A 25226-nucleotide genomic window follows, 5' to 3' on the forward strand; every position below is an offset into this window, starting at 1 on the left:
CCAGCCCGGGTGGTTGAACTCCACCGGCGCGCACAGCGCTCGGATGCACGCGTGGGACGACCCGGAAAGGCAATCACCATGTTCTGCTCCCCTCGCCGTTGTTGCCGGTTCCGCGCCGCGAGTGCACATCGGCGGCCGGAAGCCCCGGTTCACGGCCAAGGTGGCGAGTCGTAGCCAACCGCTGACCGTTTCGGCGACCGCTCCACCTGATGTGTCGTCAGGTAGGCCGGCATCTGATCAGCATCCGTCCCTGCATGTTCCGAGACGACCGTTCGAACGGACGCCTGGTCGGCGGCGTCACAACAGCCTGGGGCCCGCAGAAGCGTAGGCAGGGAGCCCTGTACCAGAGTGAACCGGTCTTCCTCGCAATCTTCGAGGCTGACGCGTGCCGGTGTACAGTGAAGAACGCCCTTGACCTGCACAAAGCCGGCAGGGAGCCGTCTTTCAGGAGTCCAACATGCTGCGCACCATGTTCAAGTCCAAGATCCATCGCGCCACCGTCACCCAGGCCGACCTGCACTACGTCGGATCGGTGACGATAGACGCCGATCTGCTCGACGCCGCCGATCTGCTCCCCGGCGAGCTCGTCCACATCGTGGACATCACCAATGGAGCCCGGCTGGAGACGTACGTCATCGAGGGGGAGCGCGGCTCCGGAGTCGTCGGCATCAACGGAGCGGCCGCGCACCTCGTCCACCCGGGCGACCTGGTGATCATCATCAGTTACGCTCAGGTCTCCGACGCCGAGGCGCGGGCGCTGCGGCCGCGGGTCGTGCACGTGGACGGCGACAACCGCATCGTGGACCTCGGCACCGATCCGTCGGCGCCGGTGCCGGGCTCGGACCAGGAGCGCAGTCCGCAGGCTGTCTCCGCCTGAAACCCGGCCGAGGACAGCAGGACAGAGCGACCGAGGCCGCGACGACCCGAGGAGCGTCCATGAGTGACATCGAGATCCGCGACGACCGGGAGGCCGGCCGGCTGGAGGCGTTCGCCGGGGAGGAAGTGGTCGGTCACATCGAGTACTTCGTCCTCGAGACTCCCGCACGGGCGCTCGTCCCGGTGCACACCATCGTGGAGCCCGAGCACGAGGGCCAGGGCATCGCGGGCTCGCTCGCCCGGGAGCTGTACGCGATCGCCGGGCGTGAGGGCGTGGTCGTCGCTCCGCTGTGCCCGTACGTCGTGAAGTGGGCGGCCCGGCACCCCGATGAGGCACCGGCGGCCGACCCGGAGCTGCTCAAGTCGGCGGTCCAGTGGCTCAAGGCGCATCCGGGACGCTTCTGATGACGCGGGCCGGACCGCTCGCCACGGGACGGGAATGGCCCGGACCGCTCGCGCTGCTGCACACCTCGCCCGCGCACATCCCCGTGTTCGAGGGGCTGCGCGACCAGGACCACCCCGGTCTGGAGCTGCGGCACACGGTCTCCGAGGAACTGCTGGCCCGTGCCCGGGCCGAGGGGCCCGACTCGGTGGCCGCGGCGGTGCGGGCCGCACTCGACGCGGCCCTCGCCGACGGTGCGCGGGCCGTGCTCTGCACCTGCTCGACCATCGGCGCGGTCGCTGAGGACGCGGGTGCCGCGCTGCCCGTGCTCCGCGTCGACCGTCCGATGGCCGCCGCCGCGGTCGCCGCGGGCGCCCGGATCGTCGTCCTCGCCACGGTGGAGAGCACCTTCGCGCCGACCGTCGCCCTCGTCGAGGAGGAGGCGCGCCGTGCCGGGCGCCCCGTGGACGTGCGCACCGTGCTCGCCGGAGACGCGTGGGCCCTCTTCGAGGCAGGTGACACGGACGGCTACGCCCGCGCCGTGGCCCGTGCCGCCGACGCGGTCACCGGGGCCGACGCGATCGTCCTCGCCCAGGCGTCCATGGCCCCGGCCCAGCGGCTGACCGCCACCTCGGTCCCCGTGCTGTCGAGTCCGCGGCCGGGTCTCGCCGCGGGGGCGGTGGCCGTGCGCGCCGGGCGGAACGTCGCCTGAGCGGCGCCGACCAGGCCCACCTGGTTGCCATCCCTCACGCGACGGGGTGAGTGGGTGCGCCGGTGCCGGGTACGCGTGGGACAAGTCCAGGGCCGACGTACCGACTGGCTGGAGGACACCATGACGCATCCGTTCCCCGACCCGGTGAAGCCGGGGCCCACCCCGGGGCCGGGCCCCGACCGCCCGCAGCCTTTCCCCGACCCCGTCCCCGACCCGGGTCCGCACCCCGGTCCGGAGCCCGTGCCGACTCCGTCCCCGATCCCGAAACCGCCGGGCCCCGACCCGGTACCGGAACCGGATCCCCAGCCCGGGCCGATCTCCTGAACCGAGCCCGGTCCCGGGCTCGAGCCGACGCCCCGCGCCGGCTCGGAAGCCGAGGCTTGCCTAACAGAGGGTGAGTATTTCTCATCCCGCAACTCCATTGCGTGACCGCCCGGTCCCTGTCAACGTGGTCTCCAGGGGCGCGTACGACGTTGTCCCCGAGGGGCGTGTGGTACGGGGACGGGGGTCCGCGATGGGGGACGTGGCGAGCACGGGCGCGGGCGAGGTGGAGACCGAGGGCGCCGAGGGCACGCAAGCCGATGGCGCCGCGGCGGAGGCCCGGCACGAAGGCGCCGGCGGAGCTGGGGCCGGGCACGAAGGCGGGGTCCAGGGGCGTCCGGCGCGCGTGGAGGTCGTGGAGCTGCTGGTGCCCGGCCTCGGACCCGTCGACCGGGAACGGCTGATCCGGCCCCCGGCGACCGTCGGGAGGGTCAGCGGCGACGAGAAGGCCGGCCTGTACCGGACCGTGGTCGACCTGAACAAGGCACCCCACAAGGTCGTGCGCGAGGTCTACGACTGGACGCGGCTCACCATCGGTGGCGCGTCCCGCGCGCTGTGGCTGTTCCTGATGCCTTTCCTGCTCATCAACCTCGTGGCCTGGATGCAGCCGCGCTGGCCCTGTGGCAAGGACAAGCGCCGACGCAAACTGGCGGGCGGGGTCTACGAGTTCGGCGCCCGGCTGCTGGCGCTCTCGCTCACGGTGCTGGTGGTGGGCACCGTCGGCCAGCTGGCGATGGACCAGTTCGCCTGGCAGTGCAGCCCGCAGGCCGGACAGGACGTGTGCGCCGACGACAATCCGGCCGTCCGTATCCTTCGGTCCTGGGACACCGCGGGACCTCAGTGGGGATTCGTGGTGGCCGCCCTGGCCCCCGCCCTCGTCGTGTTCGTCCTGCTGCTCGCGGCCCGCGACACCAAGCAGGAGTATCTGCCGGTACTGGAGACCGTGTCGGAGGAGGAGGCCGAACTGGCCCGGCTGCAACGGGCCGGGAAGGGAGAGGACGGCCACCCGCTGGAGCTGCCCGGGTTCTGGGAGCACAACCGCCGCGACCCCGGCATGGCCGCCCAGCACGTGTGGGCCGGACTCCTCACCACCGCGGGCCTGCTCACCTGGACCCCGCTGCACCAGGACCTCCACGGGAACGGCCCCGAAGGCCTCGGCCGTGCCCTGTTCGCGGTCATCCTGTTCATGACCCTGATCCTGCTGATCTCCGTCCCCTGGGTGCACCGCAAGGCCTGCCTGCCGCTGCCTCCGTCCTCGCTCCGGTCACGACTCCTGGATCGGATCCCGCTCGTCCGGGGGAAGATCGGCGAACGCCGCAGCGGTGGGCGGTACTTCCCGCTGTGGCCCACGCACTATCCGATCGTCGCGGGCATCGTCTGCGCCTGCGTCAACGTGGCCGCGGTGCTCTACTGCCTGGTCCCCGACCGGCGTTGGACCGTGGACCGGGTGCTGCCCGGCATGCAGGTGCAGTCGACCGTACTGCTGCTCGTCCAGGCGTTCGGGGTCTGCCTGCTGACCCTCGCCTCCCTCGTGCTGCCCGTTTCCGGGACACGGCGCGGCATGGCGCTGCTCGGCCTCGCAGGCCCGGCCATGGGGGTCCTGGCCTGCTTCGTGGCCTGGCTCTACACGACGGCCTCCTCCCAGTGGACGGGCTCCTGGCTCGCACGGACCGGCAGGCGTACCGACGTGCCCCAGCCGGTGGACGTCATGGGCATGGTGCTCGCCCCCGTGCTGGTGCTCAGCGCGGTGTGCGGCGCGGTCGTGTTCGCCCTCGTCTGGTTCGTCCACGTCGCGGGGCCCGCCGCTCCGGGGCCCGACGGCCGGCCGGGGCCGGGCCTGGTGAAGCGGTTCGTCCGCGAGTACCGGGCGGACTCCCGGGAGGAACGTGACGACCGGCGGCACCTGCACGAACTCAGAGCCGCCCGGCGCAAGCACACCTATCTGTTGCGTGAGGCGGACTGGATGACGGGCACCGCCGCGGTCCTCGTCGTGGTCGTCACCGGAGCGTTCTACTTCCCGCTGGGGATCCGGCCGGGGCTGCGGGACGCGCGCGACCTCGCGGCCGGAGCGCTGGGCTCGCTGAGCATCCCGCTGCTCGCCGGGCTGGCCGCGCTGATGCTGCTGGCGTTCCGGACGCTGGCCATCCGCTCCGACATGCGTCAGAACGCCGGTCTCGCCTGGGCGTTCGGGGCGTTCTGGCCGCGCGCCGCGCACCCCTTCGCGCCGCCGTCCTGGACGGTCAGGGCCGTCCCCGAACTCGTCCACCGGCTGCACGTGCTGCTCAAGGACGAGCGTGGCCGGGTCCTCGTCCGGGCCAACTCCATGGGCACCGTCCTGGTGATGGCGGCCGTGTGGCAGCTGGACGCGGCGTTGCGCGCCCGGATCGCGCTGATCACCACGGGCTGTCCCGTCGGCATGTTCTTCTCGCGCAACTACCCCGCCTTCGTCTGCGTCGAGTCGATCGACGCGCTCGGTCCGCGCGGTGAGCGGCCCGGGCTGGCCGGCTGGATCAACGTCTGGCGCGACACCGACCCGCTGGGCGGACCCGTCGGCATCGAGGACGTGGACGTCCGCTGGGCCGACGACGCGGAGGGCGCGGACGGGGGCCCGGGCGCGTACCGGCGGACGCGGGAGGCGCCGGTGTTCCCGCCGATAGAGGGCCATCGCGGTTACACCGGCGACAGTCGACTGATGCCCCTTCGCAACCGGCTCCTGGCCGAACTGGTCGCCTCCCGACCACCCGAGCCGCCCCCGGGACCGACCGCGGGAGCGGAGCCGACGGTGCCGCCCGAGCGGGCCGGTTCGCCCGAGGTGCCGCGCACGCCCGAGCCGCCGGGGGTGCCTGGGGCGACGGACCTGCTTGAGCCGGCGAGGGAGGGTGAAGCGACCAGCTCGCCTGAAGCGACCAGTTCGCCTGAGCCGACCAGTTCGCCTGAGCCGACCAGTTCGGCTGAGGCGACCAGTTCGGCTGAGGCGTCCGGTGCGCCTGAGGCGGCCGACCCGGCCGACCCGGCCGATTCGTTCGGCGTGACCGGCGTGACCGGCGTGACCGGCGCGACCGGCGCGACCGGATCAGCCGGACCGGACGCCCCCACCCCCGTGGCCCCCGACGACCCCCCTGTCGTCCCCGGCCCCGGACGCGGAGAAGCCGCCCCGGCCCCGGGACGAGGCACGTGACGGCTTCGGTGACAGCTTGGCGCCCTCGCGCCGCACCCCGGGTGCCGGCGCCGGCACCGGCGTCAGCGCCGATGTCAGCGCCGGCACCGGCGTCAGCGCCGGTACCGACGTCAGCACCGGCACCGGCGTCAGCGCCGGACGGCGGCGCACCCACGTGCGCCGCCGCGACGGCGATGCCCGCGTGCTACGCCTCGACCTCCGACCGGTCCCCGCCCCACAGCGTGTGGAACGAACCCTCCCGGTCGGTCCGCCGGTAAGTGTGCGCCCCGAAGAAGTCCCGCTGCCCCTGCGTGAGGGCGGCGGGGAGCCGCTCGGCGCGCAGCGCGTCGTAGTAGGCGAGGGCGGCGGAGAAGCCCGGCGCGGGCACGCCCTGGCGGGTGGCCGCCACGAGCACCTCGCGCCAGTCGTCCTGGGCCGCGGCGATCTCCTGGGCGAAGGTCTCGTCCGACAGCAGGCTGGGGAGGTCGGGCCGGGCGTCGTAGGCGGCCCGGATCCGGTCGAGGAAGGCCGCCCGGATGATGCAGCCGCCGCGCCAGATGGACGAGACGGCGCCCAGGTCGATGTCCCAGTCGTACTCGTCGCTGCCCGCCTGGATCTCGTGGAAGCCCTGCGTGTAGGAGACGATCTTCGACGCGTACAGTGCCTGCTCCACCCGGTCCGCGAACGCCGCGGCCTCCGCCTCGTCGAGCTGCTCGGCCTTCGGACCGGCGAGCCCGCGCGATGCGGCGCGCAGGTCGGCGTGCCCGGACAGCGAGCGCGCGAAGACCGCCTCCGCGATGCCGGAGACCGGTACGCCGAGGTCCAGGGCGATCTGCACGGTCCAACGGCCCGTGCCCTTCTGCTCCGCCCGGTCCTGGACCACGTCGACGAACGGCTTGCCCGTCGCCGCGTCCACGTGTGACAGCACCTCGGCGGTGATCTCGATCAGGTAGGAGTCGAGCCGGCCGGTGTTCCAGGTGCGGAAGATGTCGGCGATCTGCGCGGGGGAGTACCCGGCGACGTCGCGCAGCAGCTGGTACGCCTCGCCGATCAGCTGCATGTCCGCGTACTCGATGCCGTTGTGGACCATCTTCACGAAGTGTCCGGCGCCGTCGGGGCCGACGTGCGTCACGCAGGGCGCCCCGTCCTTCGCCTTCGCGGAGATCTTCTCCAGCATCGGTCCGAGCGACGCGTACGACTCCTTCGAGCCGCCCGGCATGATGCTCGGTCCGTGCAGCGCGCCCTCCTCGCCGCCGGAGACGCCCGTGCCCACGAAATGGATGCCCTGCTCGCGCAGGGCGCGCTCACGGCGCCGGGTGTCGGCGAAGTGTGCGTTGCCACCGTCGATGATCATGTCGCCGGGCTCCAGGAGGGGGGCGAACTCCTCGATCACCGCGTCGGTCGGATCGCCCGCCTTCACCATGATCACCAGGCGTCGCGGCCGTTCCAGCGCGGCCACGAAGTCCTTCGCGGTCTCGGCCGCCACGAACTCGCCCTCGTGGCCGAACTCCTCGACCAGCGCGTTCGTCCGCGCCACGGTGCGGTTGTGCACGGCGACCGTGTAGCCGTTGCGCGCGAAGTTGCGGGCGAGATTGCGCCCCATGACCGCGAGACCCGTGACGCCGATCTGGGCTGAAGTGCTCATACGGTTGGCTCCTAAGGATCCTGGAATCGGTGTTGCCAGTCGTGCTCGTCAGTGCTGCCGGTCCTGCTCGGCCAGTATTGCCCCCTGCCATCCTGACGCGTGGTGGGTGGGTACGCACGGGAACGCCGGGCCGCGCCGTGCGCCGCCCGCGGGGGGCGCACGGACCCGGCCACACGACCGGAGGCCGTGGCCGGGGTACGGCCGGCCCGTCGACGGCCTCCGGACCGCCCGCGGCCTCGGGAATCGGCGGATCGACGGCCGCCGAACGTTTTGCGCCGCGCCGCCGAGCGGACGTCCGTGCCGTCGGACGGGCCCCGCGCCGGCGTTCCGCGCCGGCCGGCCGGTCCGCCGCGTTGCCCCCGGAGGACGGCGTGGAACGGGCCGACTCGCCTCTCTACTGCGTCGGGTCGGTGGCCCACTGCACCAAGTACGGCCAGGACGGCCTCCGCCCGCCCCCGCGCCCGGTGCCCGCACGACGCGCCCGCACCCTGCGTTTCACCGCTCGACCGCCGTTTCGGAGCGACCGGTTGCCGTCTTGTCCTGGCCTGTTCCGCACGCTTACTTTTGCCGCTCCTGACGCATGTCGAGGGGGCTCGCTCATGGCCGAACGCGGTCGGCACCGCCGGTATCAGCCGAACAGGATCAACCGGGCGTCGCTGACCGTCACGGCGGGGGGCGCGGGCATCGCACTCCCGCTCGTCGGGGCCGGTTCCGCCCACGCGGCCGACGTCGGCACCTGGAACAAGGTCGCCGCGTGCGAGTCCAGTGGCAACTGGAGCATCAACACGGGCAACGGCTACTACGGCGGTCTGCAGTTCACCCAGTCGACCTGGGCGGCCTACGGCGGCACGGCCTACGCGCACCGTGCCGACCAGGCCACCAAGGACCAGCAGATCGCCGTCGCCGAGAAGGTGCTCAGAGGCCAGGGGCCCGGCGCCTGGCCGGTGTGCTCGGTCCGCGCCGGGCTGACCAGGGGCGGCGGCACCCCCGACATCCACCCCGCCGGTTCGGCGCCGCGGACGGCTCAGCGCACCGTACGGGACGTGAAACCGCAGACGACGCCCCAGTCGCAGGCGGGCACCGCCGAGATGTACACCGTCGTCCAGGGCGACACGCTGTCCGGCATCGCCGACGCACGGCACGTCCGGGGCGGCTGGCAGGGCCTGTACGCCGCGAACCGCGGGACGGTGGGTGCCGACCCGGACCTGATCCTGCCCGGCCAGCGCCTCGACCTGCACGGCGCGCACCGCACACCCGTCCGCAAGGAGCGGTCACCCGCCCCGGCGCACCGGTCCACGACCGACAGGACCAAGGCGCAGAAGACCGAGGAAGAGCGGGCCGAGCAGGAGAAGGCCAAGCAGGAGAAAGCCAAGCAGGAGAAGGCCAGGAAGGCCCCGGCCGTCGTCGCCCCCGTGAACGCGGCGACCGGGACGCCCTATCACGCCGCCGGGTCGTCGTGGTCGAAGGGCTACCACACGGGCGTGGACTTCCCCGTGCCCACCGGCACGTCCGTGAAGGCGGTCGCGGCGGGCCACGTCGTCAGCTCGGGCTGGGGCGGCTCCTACGGCTACCAGGTGGTGATACGGCACGCCGACGGCCGCTACACGCAGTACGGCCACCTGTCGGCGATCTCCGTGAAGGCGGGGCAGAACGTCGTCGGCGGCCAGCGGATCGGCCGCTCCGGGTCCACGGGCAACAGCACGGGCCCGCATCTGCACTTCGAAGTGCGGACGGGGCCCGGCTTCGGGTCCGACATCGACCCGGTTGCCTACCTGAGGGCGGGCGGGGTCAGGATTTGACCCTCGTGCGGTGGTGGTTCACGAACGGGATCGGCAGGTAGGGCCCGCCGTACATGGCCGTGTAGCGGGGCAGTTCGTCGACCGCGGAGTCCTGCGACGCGCCCTGCGCCGCCGCGGTCGCCGGCGTCCGCCGCGGGGCCGGCAGGAGGACGTCCTCGACCACGGACGGCTCCGGAAGCCCCGCCAGGAGCTCCTCGACGTCCGCCTCGCCCGCCGTGAGGGCGGCGAGACTCGAGTCCGCCTCCGCGGCCGCGACGACCGCCAGGTCGGCGTCCAGCCCTAGAGGCACCTGGTCCGGGAGGGCCAGATCGGCCGGGAGTACCGCTTCGGCGACGACGGGAACCGCGAGGGGTTCTCCGCCGCGACCCCGCGGGGCCGCTTCCTTCGTGAGCTGCGCCGGAACGGGCGCGCTCTGCGGACGGCTGCCGCCGATCCGCTCGGTCGTGAGGAGGATCAGCCCGCCCGCGGCGACGACGCCGCAGCCCAGTGCGAGGGCGGTGCCGGTCGTGCCGTAGCGGAAGGTTTCGCCGAACATCGTGATGCCGACGGCGGCCGCCACCACGGGGTTCACCACCGTCAGGGTGGACAGCGGCGCCGCCAGACCGCCGCCGCGGTAGGACGCCTGCGACAGCAGCATGCCGGCCGTCGCGAAGACGCCGATCACGGCGAGGCTGGACAGGTCGGAGAGCGAGACCTGCTGCGACCAGTCCACGGCGACCGTCTTGGTGAACACCGAGGACATGCTGAACGCGACGCCGGCCGCCACGGCGAGCAGCACACTGCGCACCGCGGGGTGCCGGTGCGCGGCCCGCCCCGCCACCATCAGCGCGACGACCGCGCCGGCGGAGACCAGGGCCAGTGCCACACGCTCGGCACCGCCCAGGGACTGGGCGTCGGAGGAGCCGACGAGAGACAGCAGGCCCGCGAGACCCACCGTGGCCATGATGGCGCCGCGCCATGCGGTCGCCCCGGCCCTGCGGCCCACGAAGAGGGCCGCCATCGGCAGCGCGAAGACGATGGTCAGCGCGCCCAGCGGCTGTACGAGGCTCAGCGGTCCGTAGGCGAGTGCTGCCACGTGCAGCAGCCCGCCGAGGCCGTTGAGTGCCACCGCGGCCCACCAGCTCGGCCTGCGCAGTGGTGCGTAGGTCTGACCCGGAGAGGTCAGGGCGACCTGCTCCTGCACGATCGCACCGCCTGCGTACGCGACGGCGGAAACGAACGAGAGCAGCACGGACAAAGCGAGGGCGCTCATGGGTCCCTCCTCTGCGTACGGCGTGGGCGCTCGGCCCGGCGCGACGAACGGTCGGCTTGCATGGGAACAACGATGCCTCGTGATTTAGTTCGCGTCGTCGTCCCTGAGCAGTCATTGGGTCCTACTGCCGATGGAGTACGAATCGCCCTCGCTCCTCCCCAAGGTGGGCGACATGAGGCCCGGACCCGCTGGTGGTCACCCCTAGGGGACTTGGTACTACTGCTCTTCGTGGACCTCGACCCCCGGCTCACGGCGCTCGGCGCGCTCGGCGGCTTCTCCGTACTACGCACCGGCGTACCGCCGCGCGGCCCGCTTCCCACCCTCCGGGAGGCCTACGCGGCGACTTCAGAAGATGCCCGGGAAGATGTTTATGAGGATCCGGTAACTTTCCGCGTACGGAAGATCACACAGAGTCTCCGCGCGCCCGAGGCGCGCGTCGCGGTCTCCGTGGCCCAGCAGGCCCTGGCCGCCCGGCTGTGGTCCGTCGCGCTCGGTGCGGCGGCTCTGTACGGGCAGGTACCCGATCTCGCCCCGGAGCTGCTGCACTGGGACCCCGACGGCAGCGCCCCCGAAGACCTGTGGCTGGCCGAGGTGCGGCCGCTGCCCCACACCGCCGTCGGCCGCCTCGTCCTGGACGCCCACCTCGCCCCACTGGCAGCCGTCCTGCACTCCCGCTACCACGTCTCACCAGGCCTGCTGTGGGGCAACGCGGGCTCGGCCCTGGCCGGCGCGGCACGCCAGCTCGACCGCTGGGCCCTGGCGCACGGGCGCAGTGACGTCGGGGAGCGGGCCCGGTCCCTCGCCGCCGGGCTCCTCGCGGATCCCCGTCTCGCCGCCACCCTCGCCCCGGGGACGCTCCGGCGTCGCAGCTGTTGCCTCTATTACCGGCTGCCCGGCGGCGGGCTGTGCGGCGACTGCTGCTTCGACCGCCCGCCCCGCAAGAAGCCCGCCGGTCCCTGAACGCGCCCGTCGTCCGCCACAGCCCCGACCGGCGGTCTTCCCCAACCGCCCCGACTGGGTGACCATGAGGGCACCAGTCGCCAGATGGGGGGTTCTGTGTGCGCGTGGGACTGCTGACCCGGGAGTACCCGCCCGACGTGTACGGCGGTGCGGGCGTCCATGTCGAGTTCCTCGCACGGGAGTTGCGCAGCCTCACGGAACTCGACGTGCACTGCTGGGGCGAGGGAGGCGCGGGCGGGGTCGTCCGCCACCGGCCCTGGTCCTCGCTCGACGGCGCCAACGACGCCCTGCGCACCTTCTCCGTGGACCTCTCCATCGCCGCCGCGCTCGAAGGCCGCGAACTCGTCCACTCGCACACCTGGTACGCCAACCTCGCGGGCCACCTCGGCAAGCTCCAGCACGGCATCCCGCACGTGGTGACGGCCCACTCGCTGGAACCCCTGCGCCCCTGGAAGGCCGAGCAACTCGGCGGCGGATACGCCCTGTCCAGCTGGGCCGAGCGCACCGCCATCGAGGCCGCGGACGCCGTGATCGCCGTCTCCGGCGCGATGCGCGAGGACATCCTGACCTGCTACCCGGCCCTGGACCCGGCCAAGGTCCGCGTCGTGCACAACGGCATCGACACCGCGCTCTACCGGCCCGACCACGGCACGGACGTGCTGGACCGCGTCGGCATCGACGCCGCCCGCCCCTACGTCCTGTTCGTCGGCCGCATCACCCGGCAGAAGGGCGTGCCCCAACTGATGCGCGCCGTACGGGACATCGACCCCGCCGCACAGGTGGTGCTGTGCGCGGGCGCCCCCGACACCCCGGAGATCGACCGCGAGTTCCGCGACCTCTTCCGGGAGCTGAGCGCCGTGCGGGAGGGCGTGCACTGGATCCCGCAGATGCTGCCGCGCCCCGACGCCATCCAACTACTCACGCACGCGGCCGTGTTCGTCTGCCCGTCGGTCTACGAACCGCTGGGCATCGTCAACCTGGAGGCGATGGCCTGCGGCACCGCGGTGGTCGCCTCACGGGTCGGCGGCATCCCCGAGGTCGTCGACGACGGGACGACCGGCGTTCTCGTGCCGGTCGACGACGACTTCGAGTCGGGGCTGGCCCGTGCCCTGGACGCGCTGATCGCCGACCCGGACACCGCCCGGCGCATGGGCGAGGTCGGACGGGGGCGCGCGGTGCGGGAGTTCGGCTGGGACGCGGTGGCCCGGCGGACCGTCCAGTTGTACGAAGAAGTCCTCAAAGCGGGGTAACCATCGGACAGGCACAGTTCAGCGAGAGGGCCGGTCCGGGACCGGACGCGGCCCGACCGGGCGTAGAGGGGCGGCGGTTATGCGGCGCGGTGGGCCTTCGGTGCTGGGAATCGTACTGGCGGGTGGAGAGGGCAAGAGGCTCATGCCCCTCACCGCGGACCGCGCGAAACCCGCGGTCACCTTCGGCGGCACGTACCGCCTCGTCGACTTCGTGCTCTCCAATCTCGTCAACGCCGACATCCTGCGCGTCTGCGTGCTGACGCAGTACAAGTCGCATTCGCTGGACCGGCACGTGACGACGACCTGGCGGATGTCCAGCCTGCTCGGCAACTACGTCACACCCGTCCCTGCACAGCAACGACTGGGCCCGCGCTGGTACTTGGGAAGCGCCGACGCGATCCTGCAGTCCCTGAACCTCGTGTACGACGAACAGCCCGACTACATCGCGGTGTTCGGTGCCGACCACGTCTACCGCATGGACCCGCGCCAGATGCTCGCCCAGCACGTCGAGGGCGGCGCGGGCGTGACGGTGGCCGGGATACGGGTGCCGCGCGCGGAGTCCTCGTCCTTCGGGGTGATCAGTCCGGGATCCGACGGGCAGACCGTGCAGGGCTTTCTGGAGAAGCCCGCGGACCCGCCCGGCCTGCCGGACGACCCGGGGTGCGTGTTCGCCTCCATGGGCAACTACATCTTCACCACCAAGGCCCTCATCGAGGCGCTCCAGCGGGACGCCGAGGACGAGCACTCGGTGCACGACATGGGCGGCTCGATCCTGCCGATGCTCACCGAGCGGGGCGAGGCACAGCTGTACGACTTCAGCGACAACCACGTCCCGGGCGAGACCAGCCGGGACCAGGGCTACTGGCGCGACGTCGGCACCCTCGACGCGTACTACGAGGCCCACATGGACCTGATCGCCGAGCGGCCGGCGTTCAACCTGTACAACCGCAGCTGGCCCGTCTACACCCACTCCGGGCAGCTGTCGCCCGCGCGATTCAACGCCGGTGGCATCGCGGGGGAGTCCATCATCAGCGCGGGCTGCCTGATCCGCGGGCAGGTCACCCGGTCGGTGCTCTCCCCGGGCGTCGTCGTGGACCCGGGAGCGGTGGTGCAGGGGTCGGTGCTCCACGACAACGTGCACATCGGCCGGGGCGCCGTGGTGCGCGGCGCGATCCTCGACAAGAACGTCGAGGTGCCGCCGGGGGCGACGATCGGCGTCAACCCGGAACGGGACGCGGACCTCTACACGGTCTCCAAGAGCGGGGTGATCGCGCTGGGCAAGGGCCAGCGCGTGTCGTAGACCCGCCGGTCCCACGGCCCCCGGTGCGCCTTTCCGGCACCGGGGCCTTCGGCGTGTCCGCTCGCCGCCGCGATCCCGGCGTGCCGTGCGGGCTTCCGTCGGGTCCGGCCGCCATGACCCGCGCCGTGCGACGCCGCCCTGCCCCTGTCAGGTCCCTGGACAGGAAGCGGAACCCCGTGTTGTCATGCCAACTGCTCCCGTTTACAACGTTGTTCCACACGTGCAAGTGCCCACACACCCGTCCTCGACGAGGAGGATTCGTGCGCACCACCAGACTCGGAAGACTCAGGAGCCGCCTCGCCGCGCTGCTCGCCGTGGCACTGGGCCTGGGCGGACTGGCCGCCGCGCCGGCGGCGGCCGACGACCCCGTGGAGATCCACGGGCTGAAGGGCGAGTACTACACCCAGTCCGCGCCCGGCGCCTTCGACTTCCACGAGCTCAAGGCCACCGGCTTCGACCCTCAGGTCGACTTCGCCGACCTCGAATCCCGGCTGCGCTTCACCACGGGCCAGGACAACGATGTCAGCGTCCGCTGGACCGGCCGGATCGTGCCTGAGGAGACGGGTCCCACCACCTTCTCCGTCATCGGTGACAACGGCTTCCGCCTCTGGATCGACGGCCGGCTCGTCATCGACCACTGGGTGGACGACTGGGACCGCGAACAGACCGCGCAGCCCGTCGATCTGACGGCCGGTCACGCCTACGACATCAAGCTGGAGTACTTCGAGCACTACGGCGGCTCCAACCTCCATCTGCGCTGGACCGAGCCGGGCGGCAGCAAGGTGGCCGTGCCGCCGTCGGCGTTCCGCCTGCCCGACGGCTACGCCTACGACGGCGCCCTCGCCGCGACGGTCCTCGCCGACGGGCGCACCCTCAAGCTCGACTTCGCACGCCCCCTCGACCGCCTGCCCAGCGGCCTGACCGAGCACGTCGAGGCGGTCGTCGGCGGCGCCGAATGGCCGCTCGGGAAGGCCCGGCCCGACCCCGCGGACCCGAGGTCCGTGCTCGTCGCGCTCAAGGAACCCGTCGTCGGCAACAAGACCGGCACCGCGCGTGGCACCGCCGACATCCGCTACGACGGCAACGGCGGACTCGCCGCCGGGGGGAAGGCGATCGGCGCCTTCTGGAGCAGCGGCCCCAACCGCTCCACGTACGAGCTGCGCACCCGGTGGGCCGACGAGGTCGGACCGGACAACGCGCTGCCCGAGTACCCGAGGCCCCAACTGACGCGCACCGCCTGGAAGAACCTCAACGGGCGCTGGCAGTTCGCGGCGGCCGAGGCCGGTGAACGGCCGCCGGTGGGCAGGACCCTGGGCGAGCGCATCCTCGTCCCGTACCCCGTGGAGTCACAGCTCTCCGGCCTCGAACGCCACGAGGACCGCATGTGGTACCGCCGCACGTTCACCGTCCCGACGGACTGGCGGATCGGCACCGGCAAGCGGCTGCGGCTCAACTTCGGCGCCGTCGACTGGCGGGCGAAGGTGTACGTCAACGGCGTCGAGGTGGCCGAACACCAGGGCGGCTACGACAAGTTCTCCGCCGACGTCACCGACGCGCTGAAGCCGGGCCGCACCCAGGAGCTGATCGTCGGGGTGTACGACCCGACCGACGCGTCCGACGGGGAGAACCCGCCCGTCGGCAAGCAGCGCCTGGACCCGAGCGGCATCTGGTACACCCCGTCGTCCGGGATCTGGCAGACGGTGTGGATGGAACCGGTCGCGGCCGACCACGTCGACTCGCTGAAGCTCACGCCGGACGTCCCGGGCGGCAGGGTCACCGTGGAGCCCAGGGGAGTGCGCGACGGACTGCCGTTCACGGCGACCGCCTACGACGGGAAGCGGAAGGTCGCGACAGCGACCGGGCGCACCGGGCGGCCGCTGGCCCTGGACATCGCGGAGCCGCACCTGTGGTCCCCGGACGACCCGTTCCTGTACGACCTGGTGGTCACCGTGGGAGCGGACCGCGTCGGCAGCTACTTCGGGATGCGGTCGATCGCCGTGCAGAAGGTCGACGGCACCCCGCGCACCCTCCTCAACGGCAAGCCCGTGTTCATGATGGCCACGCTCGACCAGGGCTTCTGGCCCGACGGTCTGCACACCGCGCCGACGGACGAGGCCCTCGCGTACGACCTGCGGATGCACAAGCAGCTCGGCTACAACGCGGTGCGCAAGCACATCAAGGTGGAGCCCGACCGCTGGTTCTACTGGGCGGACCGGCTGGGCCTGCTGGTCTGGCAGGACATGCCCGCGATGACCGCCGGGGTGAACCCGAGCGCCGCGTCGCGCGCCGAGTACGAACGCGAGATGAAGCGGATGATCGAGGACCACGTCAGCAGCCCGTCGGTGGTCATGTGGGTGACGTTCAACGAGGGCTGGGGCCAGTACGACGACGCCCGGATCGCCGACCAGGCCAAGGCCTGGGACCCGACACGGCTCGTGAACGGCATGTCGGGCCTCAACCTCGGGGCGGACGGCGGCACCGGCGACATCATGGACGAGCACGGCTACCCGAGTCCCGCGCTGCCACCCTCCCCGGACGGCGAACGCGCCCTCGTCAGCGGCGAGTACGGCGGTCTCGGCCTGGCGGTGCCCGGGCACGCCTGGTCCGTCCAGCAGTCGTACGTGGATGTGGACCCCGCGGCGTACACCGACGGCTATCTGGCCCGCCTCGACGAGGTGCGCGCACTCGCCTGCCGGGGCGGCAACGGCGCGGTCTACACCCAGATCTCGGACGTGGAGGGCGAGCTCAACGGCCTCATGACCTATGACCGCCGGGTCGTGAAGCCGGACGTGGCCCGGGTGCGGGCCGCCCACGAGGCGCTCATCCGTGACGCGTCCCGGGCCGCGCCCGAGGGCTGCCCCGGAACCTGATCCGGCGCAGCCTCCCGGCCGGCCCGCGGGCCGGCCGGGAACCCGGCCGCACCCGTGTGCCGGGCTGCCCGCGCGGCCGCCCGGCACCCGTTCCCCGGCCGCACGGCCGGCACCTGTCACCCGGCAGGCCCGCCGGCCACCCCGAACGTGAGGACAACGATGTCGACCCACCGGAGGTCTCCCGCATGAGATGGACCCGGCGCCTGCGCCTGTGCACGGCCGGGCTGGTGGCAGCGTCCGCGCTGTTCGCCCTGCCCACCGCACAGGCCGCCGAACCGAGCGACGGCCGCCTCACCGATCTGGTCAACCCGTTCATCGGCACCGAGAACGAGGGCAACACCTACCCCGGCGCCGCCGTGCCCTTCGGCATGGTGCAGTTCTCGCCGGACACCGGCCACAACACCGGCTACGACTACTCGCAGAACCACATCCGCGGCTTCTCCCTCGTCCATCTCTCCGGTGTCGGATGCGGCCTCGGCGGCGATCTGCCCGTACTGCCGACCACGGGCGACGTCACGCGGACGGACTACGCGCAGTACCAGGCGGAGTTCGGCCACGAGAGCGAGCAGGCCGAACCCGGCTACTACCGCGTCGGCCTGAAGACGGGCATCGACGCCGAGCTGACCGCGACCGCGCGCACCGGCGTACAGCGCTACACCTTCCCGGCCACGGACAAGGCCAACGTCCTGCTGAACACGGGCCAGTCGCTGCACAGGACGCTCTCCACCCAGGTCGAGATCCTCGACGACCGCACGGTGCGCACGGCGATCACCGGCAGCGGCTTCTGCCAGGACACCCGGCCCTACACCGTGTACACGATCACCCGCTTCGACCGGCCCTTCACGACCTCCGGCACCTGGAACGGCGACACCGTCACCGAGGGCTCCAGGAACACGACCGGCGCCGGACGCGCCGGCGCCTTCGTCCGCTTCGACACCACGAAGGACCGTACGGTCGAGGCGACCACCGCGCTGTCGTACGTGGACGCGCACGGCGCCGCGGTCAACCTCCGCTCCGAGGGCGGCCGTTCGTTCGACGCCGTCCGCGCGGGCGCCCACCGCGCGTGGGAGGACCGGCTCGACGACGTACGGGTCCGGGGCGGCGCGGACTCCCTGCGCCGGACCTTCTACTCGTCGCTCTACCGCTCCTTCCTGGCCCCCAACGTCGGCAGCGACGCCGACGGCCGCTACACCGGCTGGGACCAGAAGATCCACCGCGCCCAGGGCTTCACCTACTACCAGAACTGGTCGCTCTGGGACACCTACCGCACCCAGTCGCAGCTGCTGTCCCTGCTGGCGCCGCGCGAGGCACGGGACATGGCGATCTCCGTCATCAAGATCGACGAGGAGAGCGGCTGGCTGCCCAAGTGGGGGTACGGCACGGTCGAGACGAACATCATGACCGGCGACCCCGTCACCCCGTTCCTCACCAACGCCTACCAGCAGGGCCTGCTCAAGGGGTACGAGGAGCGGGCCTACCGGGCCCTGAGGAAGAACGCCGACGGGGTGCCGCCCGCCGACTCGCCCGCCGTGGGACGCGAGGCGAACAAGGAGTACGTCGCGAACGGCTTCGTGCCCTACGTCAAGGACCGCCCGCACGTGAAGCCCGGCGACTCGGACTACGACCACGGCGCCTCCGCGACGCTCGAATACGCCCTGTCGGACGCGATGCTCGGGGCGATGGCACGCGACCTCGGCCACGACGCGGACGCCGCCCGCTATGCCGCGCGGGCCCAGAACTACCGCAGGATCCACGACGGTTCGACCGGCTTCTTCCGCGCACGGGACGCCTCGGGCGCCTTCACCGGACCGGCAGACCCCGCGCTGAGCGAGGGCTTCCACGAGGGTACGTCCTGGCAGTACCAGTGGCTCGTGCCGCAGGACCTGCCGGGCATGGTCGGGCTGATCGGCGGCAAACAGGCGGCGAACGACCGGCTCGACTCGTTCTTCGCGTACGACCAGCTGCTGAAGGACCCGGCGAAGACCGCCCGGGAGGTGTGGGTCAACGGCCCGTACGACTACTACAACGCGGACAAGTACAACCCGCAGAACGAGCCCGACCTCATCGCCCCGTACACGTATCTGTCGACCGGGCAGCCGTGGAAGACGACCGACGTGGTGCACGCGGCCCTGACCTTGTTCACGGACGGGCCGACGGGCATGACCGGGAACGACGATCTGGGCACGATGTCCGCCTGGAACGTGCTCTCGTCCATCGGTGTCTTCCCGGTCCAGCCCGGCTACGACACCTGGGGCCTGTCGACCCCCGTGTTCGAGCGGGTGGACCTGACCCTCGACCGGCGCTACTACCCGCGCGGCGCCCTGACCGTCACGGCGCCGGGCACCTCGGACGGTGACCGGTACATCCGGTCGGCCCGGGTCGACGGGACACCCTACGACCGGACGTACCTGACCACCGACACCCTGCGGGACTCGCGCGCGCTCTCCTTCACGGTGGGGGCCGAGCCGTCCGAGTGGGGGACGTCCGACGGAGCCGCGCCGCCCGCCCTGCACTGACCGCCGCCGCGCCGGGAACACCGGTCGCGCCCCACGAGTCCCACGCGACTCAGTAGTCGCGCAAATGTCCCGCCCCTCACTCTTGGGGCGGGACTTAATCTGCTGTTAACTGTGCGTAGCTTGATCGTACTTGACCGTAATCGCCTGTCGGGGTTTGACTGCTTGTCTCCACCCCCGTCGTCGACGCGAGAGCAAACCTTTGACTTCAGATCCGCTGGCACCACTCGACCTGGCGTTCTGGAACATCGAGTCCGCCGAGCACCCCATGCATCTGGGTGCCCTGGGCGTCTTCACCGCCCACTCGCCCACCGCGGGCGCGCACGCCGCGGACCTGCTCGCGGCCCGCGCCGCCGCGGTGCCCGGGCTGCGCATGCGCATCCGCGACGTGTGGCAGCCGCTGGCCCCGCTCGCCTTCGGCAGCGCGACCCGCGAAGCCGCCCCCGACTTCGAACCGCTCGACCACGTCCGGCTGCACGCACCGACGGACGACTTCCAGGCCGCCGCGGGCCGGCTCATGGAGCGTCCGCTGGAGCGCGGCCGTCCGCCGTGGGAGGCGCACGTCCTGCCCGGCGCGGACGGTATCTCCTTCGCCGTCCTCTTCAAGTTCCACCATGCGCTCGCCGACGGCCTCAGGGCGCTGATGCTCGCCGCCGCGATCATGGACCCGATGGACATGCCGGAGCCCCGCCCGCGCCCCGCGGAGGCCCCCCGGGGACTCCTCCCCGACGTCCGCAAGCTGCCCGGCCTGCTCCGCGGCACCCTCACCGACGTGGGCCGTGCCCTCGACATCGGCACCTCGGTCGCCCGCGCCACCCTGGACGTGCGGTCCTCGCCCGCGCTCACCTCCGAGCCCACCGGGACCCGCCGCACCGCGGGCGTGGTCCTCGACCTCGACGACGTGCACCGCGTCCGCAAGACCGTCGGCGGCACGGTCAACGACGTCCTGATCGCCGTCGTCGCCGGCGCCCTGCGCTGCTGGCTGGACGAGCGCGGCGACGGCAGCGAGGGAGTCGCCCCGCGCGCCCTGATTCCCGTCTCCCGGCGTAGACCGCGCACCGCGCACCCACAGGGCAACCGGCTCTCCGGTTACTTGATACGGCTTCCCGTCGACGACCCCGACCCGCTCGGACGGCTGCGCGCGGTGCGCACGGCCATGGACCGCAACAAGGACGCGGGGCCCAACCGGGGAGCGGGCGCGGTCGCGCTGCTGGCCGACCACGTGCCGCCGCTCGGGCACCGGCTCGGCGGGCCCGTCGTCGGACAGGCGGCCCGGCTGCTCTTCGACATCCTCGTCACGAGCGTGCCGCTGCCCAGCCTCGGCCTGAAGCTCGGCGGCTGCCCGCTCGCCGAGGTCTACCCCTTCGCCCCGCTCGCCCGCGGGCAGGCGCTGGCGGTGGCCGTCTCGACCTACCGTGGCCGAGTTCACTACGGACTCGTCGCCGACGCGAAAGCCGTGCCCGACCTGGGGCTGCTGGCGCGTGCGCTGTCCGAGGAGGTGGAGACCCTGATCACCGCCTGCCGTTCCTGATCACCACGGGTTTGGTGCCGCGCGCGATTGCTCCGTAAAATTCCGCCTTCGACAGCGAGCGCGGTTCGAACGCGGCGCACGGACCCGAGGAACGGCCAAGGCGATGACGGTGACAGAGGACGGCCAGGCGACCCCCGCCGTGGACACGGCAGAGGCGGCGGGGTTCTCGTACGGCCCCGGTATCGACCCGGAGCGGCTGGCCGTCTGCCTCAGCGTGCTCGACGAGCTCGACAAGCTGGAGGTCGACCACCCCGACGCCGTCACCGTGCGCCGGGCCACCGCCGGCATCTACCGCACGGTGAAGCAGCGCCGCCGTCAGGAGCGCCGGGCCGCCAAGACCGCCCACGACAAGGCGGTCACCGAGGCCACCGCGACCGGTTCCGCCCAGCGCATCGACGACGAGACCGAGGGCATCCTGCCGTCGTCGGTCACCGGGGCGGGCCAGGTCGCCGGGATACTCCAGCGCCCCCGGTCCTGCTACACCTGCAAGGCCCGCTACGTCGAGGTCGACTACTTCTACCACCAGCTCTGTCCCGACTGCGCCCGGACGAACCGCGCCAAGCGCGACGCCCGCGCCGACCTCACGGGCAAGCGCGCCCTGCTCACCGGCGGCCGCGCCAAGATCGGCATGTACATCGCGCTGCGGCTGCTGCGTGACGGTGCCCACACCACGATCACGACCCGCTTCCCCAAGGACGCCATCCGCCGCTTCAAGGCCATGGACGACTCGGCGGACTGGATCCACCGGCTGGAGGTCGTCGGCATAGACCTGCGCGACCCGGCGCAGGCCGTCGCACTCGCCGAGCAGGTCACCGAGGCGGGTCCGCTCGACATCCTGATCAACAACGCGACGCAGACCGTGCGCCGCCTGCCCTCCGCGTACGCGGCCCTGGTCGACGGCGAGAGCGCCCCGCTGCCCGCCGGGGAGCTCCCCGCCCACCACGTCATCGGCGCCTTCGGGTCCGGCGCCGTCGACGGCATCGCCGCACTGCCCCTCGGCAGCAGCGGACTGGACGCGCAGAAGGTCGCCGACCTCGCGCTCGTCGCGGGCAACGCCAGCGTCGCCCGGCACCTCGACGGCACCGCCATCGACGCCGGCGGCCTCGTCCCCGACGTCGTCGACACCAACACCTGGGTGCAGACCATCGACCAGATCTCGCCGGTCGAACTGCTGGAGACCCAGCTGTGCAACTACACGTCGCCGTTCATCCTGATCAGCGCTCTGCGCCCGGCGATGGCGGACGCCGCGAAGAAGGCCGCCAGCGGCCGTTCCTACGTCGTCAACGTCTCGGCGATGGAAGGCGTCTTCGGCCGCGGCTACAAGGGTGCCGGGCACCCCAACACCAACGCCGCGAAGGCGGCCATGAACATGGTCACGCGGACCAGCGCCCAGGAGATGTTCCAGACCGACGGCATCCTCATGACCTCCGTCGACACCGGCTGGATCACCGACGAGCGTCCGCACTACGACAAGCTGCGCCTCGCCGAGGCCGGATTCCACGCCCCGCTCGACCTCGTCGACGGCGCGGCCCGCGTCTACGACCCCATCGTCCGCGGCGAGCACGGCGAGGACCTCTTCGGCGTCTTCATGAAGGACTACGAGCCGGGCAAGTGGTGAGCGCGGGCAGGGAGTTCCGGGGCGCGGCCTTCCGGACCGCCGTGTGACACGCCGTACGTCCCGGGAGCCGGACGGGGTACTCCCTCGGGTTCCCGGGCTCCGGCCCGCAGCGCCCGGCGCACAGCGACGGGCGCCACGAGTCCCGTCACCGTGAACAGGGCGCCGACCACGTACCAGCCGGGCCGGCCCCAGGTGATGCACAGGGCGATGAGCAGACCGGGCCCCACGGCCTCGGCGAGCCCCGCCCCCAGACCGAACACGCCCAGGTACTGGCCGGTGGCGTGTTCCGGTGCGAGGGAGAAGGACACCTCGAAGCCTCCGGCGGCGTGCCACAGCTCACCGATCGTGTGCACCACGACGGCGGTCAGCAGCAGGGTCGCCGCCGCCCCGGCGGGCAGGCCCGCGGACAGGGAGATCAGGGAGCACGAGGCCAGAAAGGCCACGCCGGAGCGGCGGTAGGCGCGCCCCCCGGCGGTGGGGGAGTCGACGCTGCGGCTCGCCACCACCTGGAACACGATGACGAGGGCGGTGTTGACGAGCATGGTGCCCGACATCAGCCAGCGCGGGGCGGTGGTGGCCGTGACCAGCCACAGCGGGACGGCCACGGTCAGTACCTTGAACTGGATGGCCATGACGCCGTCCAGTGCGGTGAGCAGCAGATAGGGGCGGTCGCGCAGCGCGAGCCGGCGGGGGCCGCCCGGCCTCGGCCGGGGAGCGACCGGCGGCAGGGGCACCAGGATCGCCGCGGCGGCGGCCAGCGAGATCGCGTTGCCGAGCACGAGCAGCTGGTACGCGGTGTGCGTGCCCACCTGCACGGCCCAGCCCGCGAGGAGCGCGCCCAGGGAGATGCCGATGTTGGTCACGGCCCGCAGATGGGCCCGGAAGGCCTGCGGGCGGCTTCCGCCGTAGTGCCGGATGAGGGGACTGCGTGCGGCGATCCCGGCGGCCTTCGCACCCGTGGCGGCGCCGACGGCGAGCACGAAGGACCAGAAGCCGTCCACCAGCACGAAGCCGGCCGTGGCCAGCGCCTGGACGGTCAGGGTGGCCGCGTAGACGCCGCGGGCGCCGCGTCGGTCCGCGAGATGGCCGACGGCGATGCCCAGGACGAGCGAGACGACCCCCGCGATGCCGAGGCCCAGCCCCACCTGGCCGGCCGGCAGACGCACCTCCTCGGTGAAGTACAGGACTCCGGCGGTCAGATAGAGGCCGCTGCCGACGGTGTACACCAAGTTCGAGGCGACGATGACGCGTTGGGGGCCGGCTTCGGGCAGCAGTGAGGGCATGGCGTGGCTCCGCGACCTGTTCGGGCGGTAAGGACCGGACCAGCTTGTTGCATATTACTTGCAAGAGCAAGAGGATGGCGACAAGCGGTTGCTCGGCCGGTGTCCCGTGTCGTCCGGCGTCCCCCGCCGCGCGGGGTCGGTGGGCGTCGTTCGGTGTGTGCCCCCGGGTTCGGCCCCGGTTCGCCGGTGCCGCGCGTGTGCGGTCCCGGCTAGTCGGCGCCGGGCCCGGAGTCGGGGGTGCGGGTCCGCAGACGGTCCTGGACGGCCCGCCCCGCCCCGCCCGGGCCGTGCGCGGCCCGGACGCGGGTTCCGCCGTCGACGAGCAGATCCGCCCCGGTGATCCACTCGGCCGCGTCCGAGGCCAGCCAGACCACCGCGCGGGCGATGTCCTCGGGCAGTCCCAGTCGGCCGAGCGGAAGTCCGGCCCCCAGTTCCTCCTCGGCGCCCTCCCACACGAAGCGGGCCATCTCGGTGCGGACGAGTCCGGGGGAGACGGAGTTGACCCGGACCTTCGGCGCCAGCTCGCCCGCGAGCTGGCGGGTCAGGTGCAGCAGGGCGGCCTTGCTGGTGCCGTACGCGCCCACCCGGGGGCCGACATGGCCGGCACCCTCCGTGCAGACGTTGACGACCGCGCCGCCGTGCTCGCCCATCCATGCCCGCCAGGCGTGCTGCACCAGACGCAGCGGTGCCTCCACGTTCACGGTGAACGCCGCGCGCCAGCGGTCCGGGTCGGCGTCCATCAGGGGGCCGTAGGGCTGATTGGTCGCCGCATTGTTCACCACGACGTCGATGCGTCCGAACTCCGCGAGCGTGCGATCGGTCAGCTCCCGCAGGTGTCCGGGATCGGCGACCGAGCCCGCCAGCCCGATGCCGCCCACCCGCTGCGCGGCCCGGTGCACCGCGTCCGCGTCCCGCGCGGTGACGCACACCCGGGCCCCCGCCCCGGCGAGCGCCTCGGCGACGGCGAGACCGATTCCGCGCGAGGCGCCCGTGACGATGGCGACCCGGCCCTCGAACCCGTGCGGAGACGTCGGAGTCATCCGCGTACCGTCTCATGACGGACCGTCAGTCGACAGCCCCGAGCCGCGCATGCTGTGCGGCGACCAGCTCCAGCACCGTGCGCCAGTCCTCCATGACCCCGGCGTCCAGGCCGACCACCTTGCCCGCGTCGTCGGCCTGCCCCAGCGTCACCGCGTCCTCGGCCAGCGGATCGTGCTCGAACGCGGCCGCCTCCCGCGGTGTCATCGGTCCGCCCTGGCGGGTCGGCGTCAGCGCGCTCTGCGGGGACAGCGCCCGGCCCGGTGACGTGGCGGCGAGGTAACGCTTGGCCGTCACGTGCAGGCGGACCAGACGGGAGACCCGCTCGCCGAGCAGGGGACGGACCGCGTCGGCGGCGTGGCCGGCGTGCCCGGCGTCGTCCCCGGGCCTGAGCAGGTGCCCGATGTCGTGGACCAGGCCGGCCACCTGGAGCTCCTTGTCACTGGGATGGCCGCGCCGCAGCAGCGCGGCGGTCTGAAGTGCGTGATCATGCAGATCGACGGGGTCGCCGCTGCGGTCCGGGCTGTCCCAGGCGCCCCGGCAGGCGTGCAGCAGATCCATCAGCTCCTCGACGCTGCGCAGTTCCATGCGTCAGTCCTCCCGCGAGAAAAGCCGTTGCCGTGCGTCAGCAGATCATGGCCGCCTTGCGTTTCGGCCAACGGGACCTGAACTGCGCGCCCGTGTTCGGAAGCGGCCCCGATGCCGGTCCCGTCGGCCGT

17 protein-coding genes are annotated in these 25226 nt (G+C 72.4%); 12 read left to right on the forward strand and 5 right to left on the reverse strand.

All coding sequences use genetic code 11. The features are described 5' to 3' along the window. Window positions 1-457 precede the first annotated feature (457 nt). The 4 genes from panD to ABEB03_RS33945 all read left to right on the forward strand — a co-directional run bounded on the left by panD (window position 458) and on the right by ABEB03_RS33945 (window position 5469). Window positions 458-877, forward strand: a complete 420-nt coding sequence (gene panD / locus ABEB03_RS33930) for an aspartate 1-decarboxylase (RefSeq protein ID WP_028798813.1) — start codon at window positions 458-460, stop codon at window positions 875-877. A 59-nt stretch (window positions 878-936) separates the two neighbouring features. Next, a complete protein-coding gene (locus ABEB03_RS33935; RefSeq protein ID WP_345656683.1) occupies window positions 937-1281 on the forward strand; it encodes a GNAT family N-acetyltransferase in 345 nt (114 codons plus the stop codon). Then, a complete protein-coding gene (locus ABEB03_RS33940; RefSeq protein ID WP_345656684.1) occupies window positions 1281-1970 on the forward strand; it encodes an aspartate/glutamate racemase family protein in 690 nt (229 codons plus the stop codon). Before ABEB03_RS33935 ends, ABEB03_RS33940 begins: the two co-directional genes overlap by 1 nt. Before the next feature lie 514 nt (window positions 1971-2484). Beyond that, the gene (locus ABEB03_RS33945; RefSeq protein ID WP_345656685.1) at window positions 2485-5469 is read left to right on the forward strand and encodes a hypothetical protein; all 2985 of its coding nucleotides are present in this window, start codon (window positions 2485-2487) and stop codon (window positions 5467-5469) included. 184 nt (window positions 5470-5653) lie between these two features. On the opposite strand, the gene gndA is transcribed toward ABEB03_RS33945, so the two are convergent. After that, a complete protein-coding gene (gene gndA / locus ABEB03_RS33950) occupies window positions 5654-7093 on the reverse strand; it encodes an NADP-dependent phosphogluconate dehydrogenase (RefSeq protein WP_345656686.1) in 1440 nt (479 codons plus the stop codon). 599 nt (window positions 7094-7692) lie between these two features. Here gndA and ABEB03_RS33955 point away from each other — a divergent pair. Beyond that, the gene (locus ABEB03_RS33955) at window positions 7693-8892 is read left to right on the forward strand and encodes a transglycosylase family protein (RefSeq protein ID WP_345656687.1); all 1200 of its coding nucleotides are present in this window, start codon (window positions 7693-7695) and stop codon (window positions 8890-8892) included. Here ABEB03_RS33955 and ABEB03_RS33960 read toward each other — a convergent pair. Beyond that, window positions 8882-10144, reverse strand: coding sequence for a DMT family transporter (locus tag ABEB03_RS33960; protein ID WP_345656688.1), 1263 nt, complete (start codon window positions 10142-10144; stop codon window positions 8882-8884). The genes ABEB03_RS33955 and ABEB03_RS33960 overlap by 11 nt on opposite strands. A 210-nt stretch (window positions 10145-10354) precedes the next feature. Here ABEB03_RS33960 and ABEB03_RS33965 point away from each other — a divergent pair, with 210 nt between their 5' ends. The 7 genes from ABEB03_RS33965 (at window position 10355) to ABEB03_RS33995 (ending at window position 22186) form a co-directional block, all read left to right on the forward strand. Then, window positions 10355-11104 (forward strand): (2Fe-2S)-binding protein, encoded by a 750-nt coding sequence (locus tag ABEB03_RS33965; protein ID WP_345656689.1) that lies wholly within the window; start codon window positions 10355-10357, stop codon window positions 11102-11104. A 98-nt stretch (window positions 11105-11202) separates the two neighbouring features. Further along, a complete protein-coding gene (gene glgA / locus ABEB03_RS33970; protein WP_345656690.1) occupies window positions 11203-12354 on the forward strand; it encodes a glycogen synthase in 1152 nt (383 codons plus the stop codon). 79 nt (window positions 12355-12433) lie between these two features. After that, complete coding sequence (glgC, locus tag ABEB03_RS33975) at window positions 12434-13654, forward strand: glucose-1-phosphate adenylyltransferase (protein ID WP_345656691.1); 1221 nt, start codon at window positions 12434-12436, stop codon at window positions 13652-13654. 260 nt (window positions 13655-13914) lie between these two features. Beyond that, window positions 13915-16524, forward strand: coding sequence for a PA14 domain-containing protein (locus ABEB03_RS33980; RefSeq protein WP_345656693.1), 2610 nt, complete (start codon window positions 13915-13917; stop codon window positions 16522-16524). A 185-nt stretch (window positions 16525-16709) separates the two neighbouring features. Continuing rightward, on the forward strand, window positions 16710-19040 hold the full coding sequence (locus ABEB03_RS33985; protein WP_345656694.1) for a GH92 family glycosyl hydrolase: 2331 nt from the start codon (window positions 16710-16712) through the stop codon (window positions 19038-19040). A gap of 199 nt (window positions 19041-19239) precedes the next feature. Further along, window positions 19240-20568 carry a wax ester/triacylglycerol synthase family O-acyltransferase gene (locus ABEB03_RS33990; RefSeq protein WP_345656695.1) on the forward strand — a complete coding sequence of 443 codons (1329 nt, stop codon included), beginning with the start codon at window positions 19240-19242 and terminating at the stop codon, window positions 20566-20568. A 103-nt stretch (window positions 20569-20671) separates the two neighbouring features. After that, the gene (locus ABEB03_RS33995) at window positions 20672-22186 is read left to right on the forward strand and encodes an SDR family NAD(P)-dependent oxidoreductase (RefSeq protein ID WP_345656696.1); all 1515 of its coding nucleotides are present in this window, start codon (window positions 20672-20674) and stop codon (window positions 22184-22186) included. On the opposite strand, the gene ABEB03_RS34000 is transcribed toward ABEB03_RS33995, so the two are convergent. The 3 genes from ABEB03_RS34000 to ABEB03_RS34010 all read right to left on the reverse strand — a co-directional run bounded on the left by ABEB03_RS34000 (window position 22165) and on the right by ABEB03_RS34010 (window position 25095). Then, entirely contained in the window at window positions 22165-23469 is a 1305-nt protein-coding gene (locus ABEB03_RS34000; protein ID WP_345656697.1) for an MFS transporter, read from the reverse strand. The two genes, ABEB03_RS33995 and ABEB03_RS34000, sit on opposite strands and share 22 nt — an antisense overlap. A 209-nt stretch (window positions 23470-23678) precedes the next feature. After that, a complete protein-coding gene (locus ABEB03_RS34005; protein ID WP_345656698.1) occupies window positions 23679-24509 on the reverse strand; it encodes an SDR family oxidoreductase in 831 nt (276 codons plus the stop codon). A 25-nt stretch (window positions 24510-24534) separates the two neighbouring features. After that, the gene (locus ABEB03_RS34010) at window positions 24535-25095 is read right to left on the reverse strand and encodes an HD domain-containing protein (protein ID WP_345656699.1); all 561 of its coding nucleotides are present in this window, start codon (window positions 25093-25095) and stop codon (window positions 24535-24537) included. Window positions 25096-25226: the final 131 nt, after the last annotated feature.

Source organism: Streptomyces siamensis, assembly GCF_039543605.1.
Lineage (GTDB): Bacteria > Actinomycetota > Actinomycetes > Streptomycetales > Streptomycetaceae > Streptomyces > Streptomyces siamensis.

Bases quoted from the DNA above. Each gene is read 5' to 3' on its own strand.
- panD (WP_028798813.1), top strand. From the start codon at position 458: ATGCTGCGCACCATGTTCAAGTCCAAGATCCATCGCGCCACCGTCACC.
- ABEB03_RS33935 (WP_345656683.1), top strand. From the start codon at position 937: ATGAGTGACATCGAGATCCGCGACGACCGGGAGGCCGGCCGGCTGGAG.
- ABEB03_RS33940 (WP_345656684.1), top strand. From the start codon at position 1,281: ATGACGCGGGCCGGACCGCTCGCCACGGGACGGGAATGGCCCGGACCG.
- ABEB03_RS33945 (WP_345656685.1), top strand. From the start codon at position 2,485: ATGGGGGACGTGGCGAGCACGGGCGCGGGCGAGGTGGAGACCGAGGGC.
- gndA (WP_345656686.1), bottom strand. From the start codon at position 7,093: ATGAGCACTTCAGCCCAGATCGGCGTCACGGGTCTCGCGGTCATGGGG.
- ABEB03_RS33955 (WP_345656687.1), top strand. From the start codon at position 7,693: ATGGCCGAACGCGGTCGGCACCGCCGGTATCAGCCGAACAGGATCAAC.
- ABEB03_RS33960 (WP_345656688.1), bottom strand. From the start codon at position 10,144: ATGAGCGCCCTCGCTTTGTCCGTGCTGCTCTCGTTCGTTTCCGCCGTC.
- glgC (WP_345656691.1), top strand. From the start codon at position 12,434: ATGCGGCGCGGTGGGCCTTCGGTGCTGGGAATCGTACTGGCGGGTGGA.
- ABEB03_RS33985 (WP_345656694.1), top strand. From the start codon at position 16,710: ATGAGATGGACCCGGCGCCTGCGCCTGTGCACGGCCGGGCTGGTGGCA.
- ABEB03_RS33995 (WP_345656696.1), top strand. From the start codon at position 20,672: ATGACGGTGACAGAGGACGGCCAGGCGACCCCCGCCGTGGACACGGCA.
- ABEB03_RS34000 (WP_345656697.1), bottom strand. From the start codon at position 23,469: ATGCCCTCACTGCTGCCCGAAGCCGGCCCCCAACGCGTCATCGTCGCC.
- ABEB03_RS34005 (WP_345656698.1), bottom strand. From the start codon at position 24,509: ATGACTCCGACGTCTCCGCACGGGTTCGAGGGCCGGGTCGCCATCGTC.
- ABEB03_RS34010 (WP_345656699.1), bottom strand. From the start codon at position 25,095: ATGGAACTGCGCAGCGTCGAGGAGCTGATGGATCTGCTGCACGCCTGC.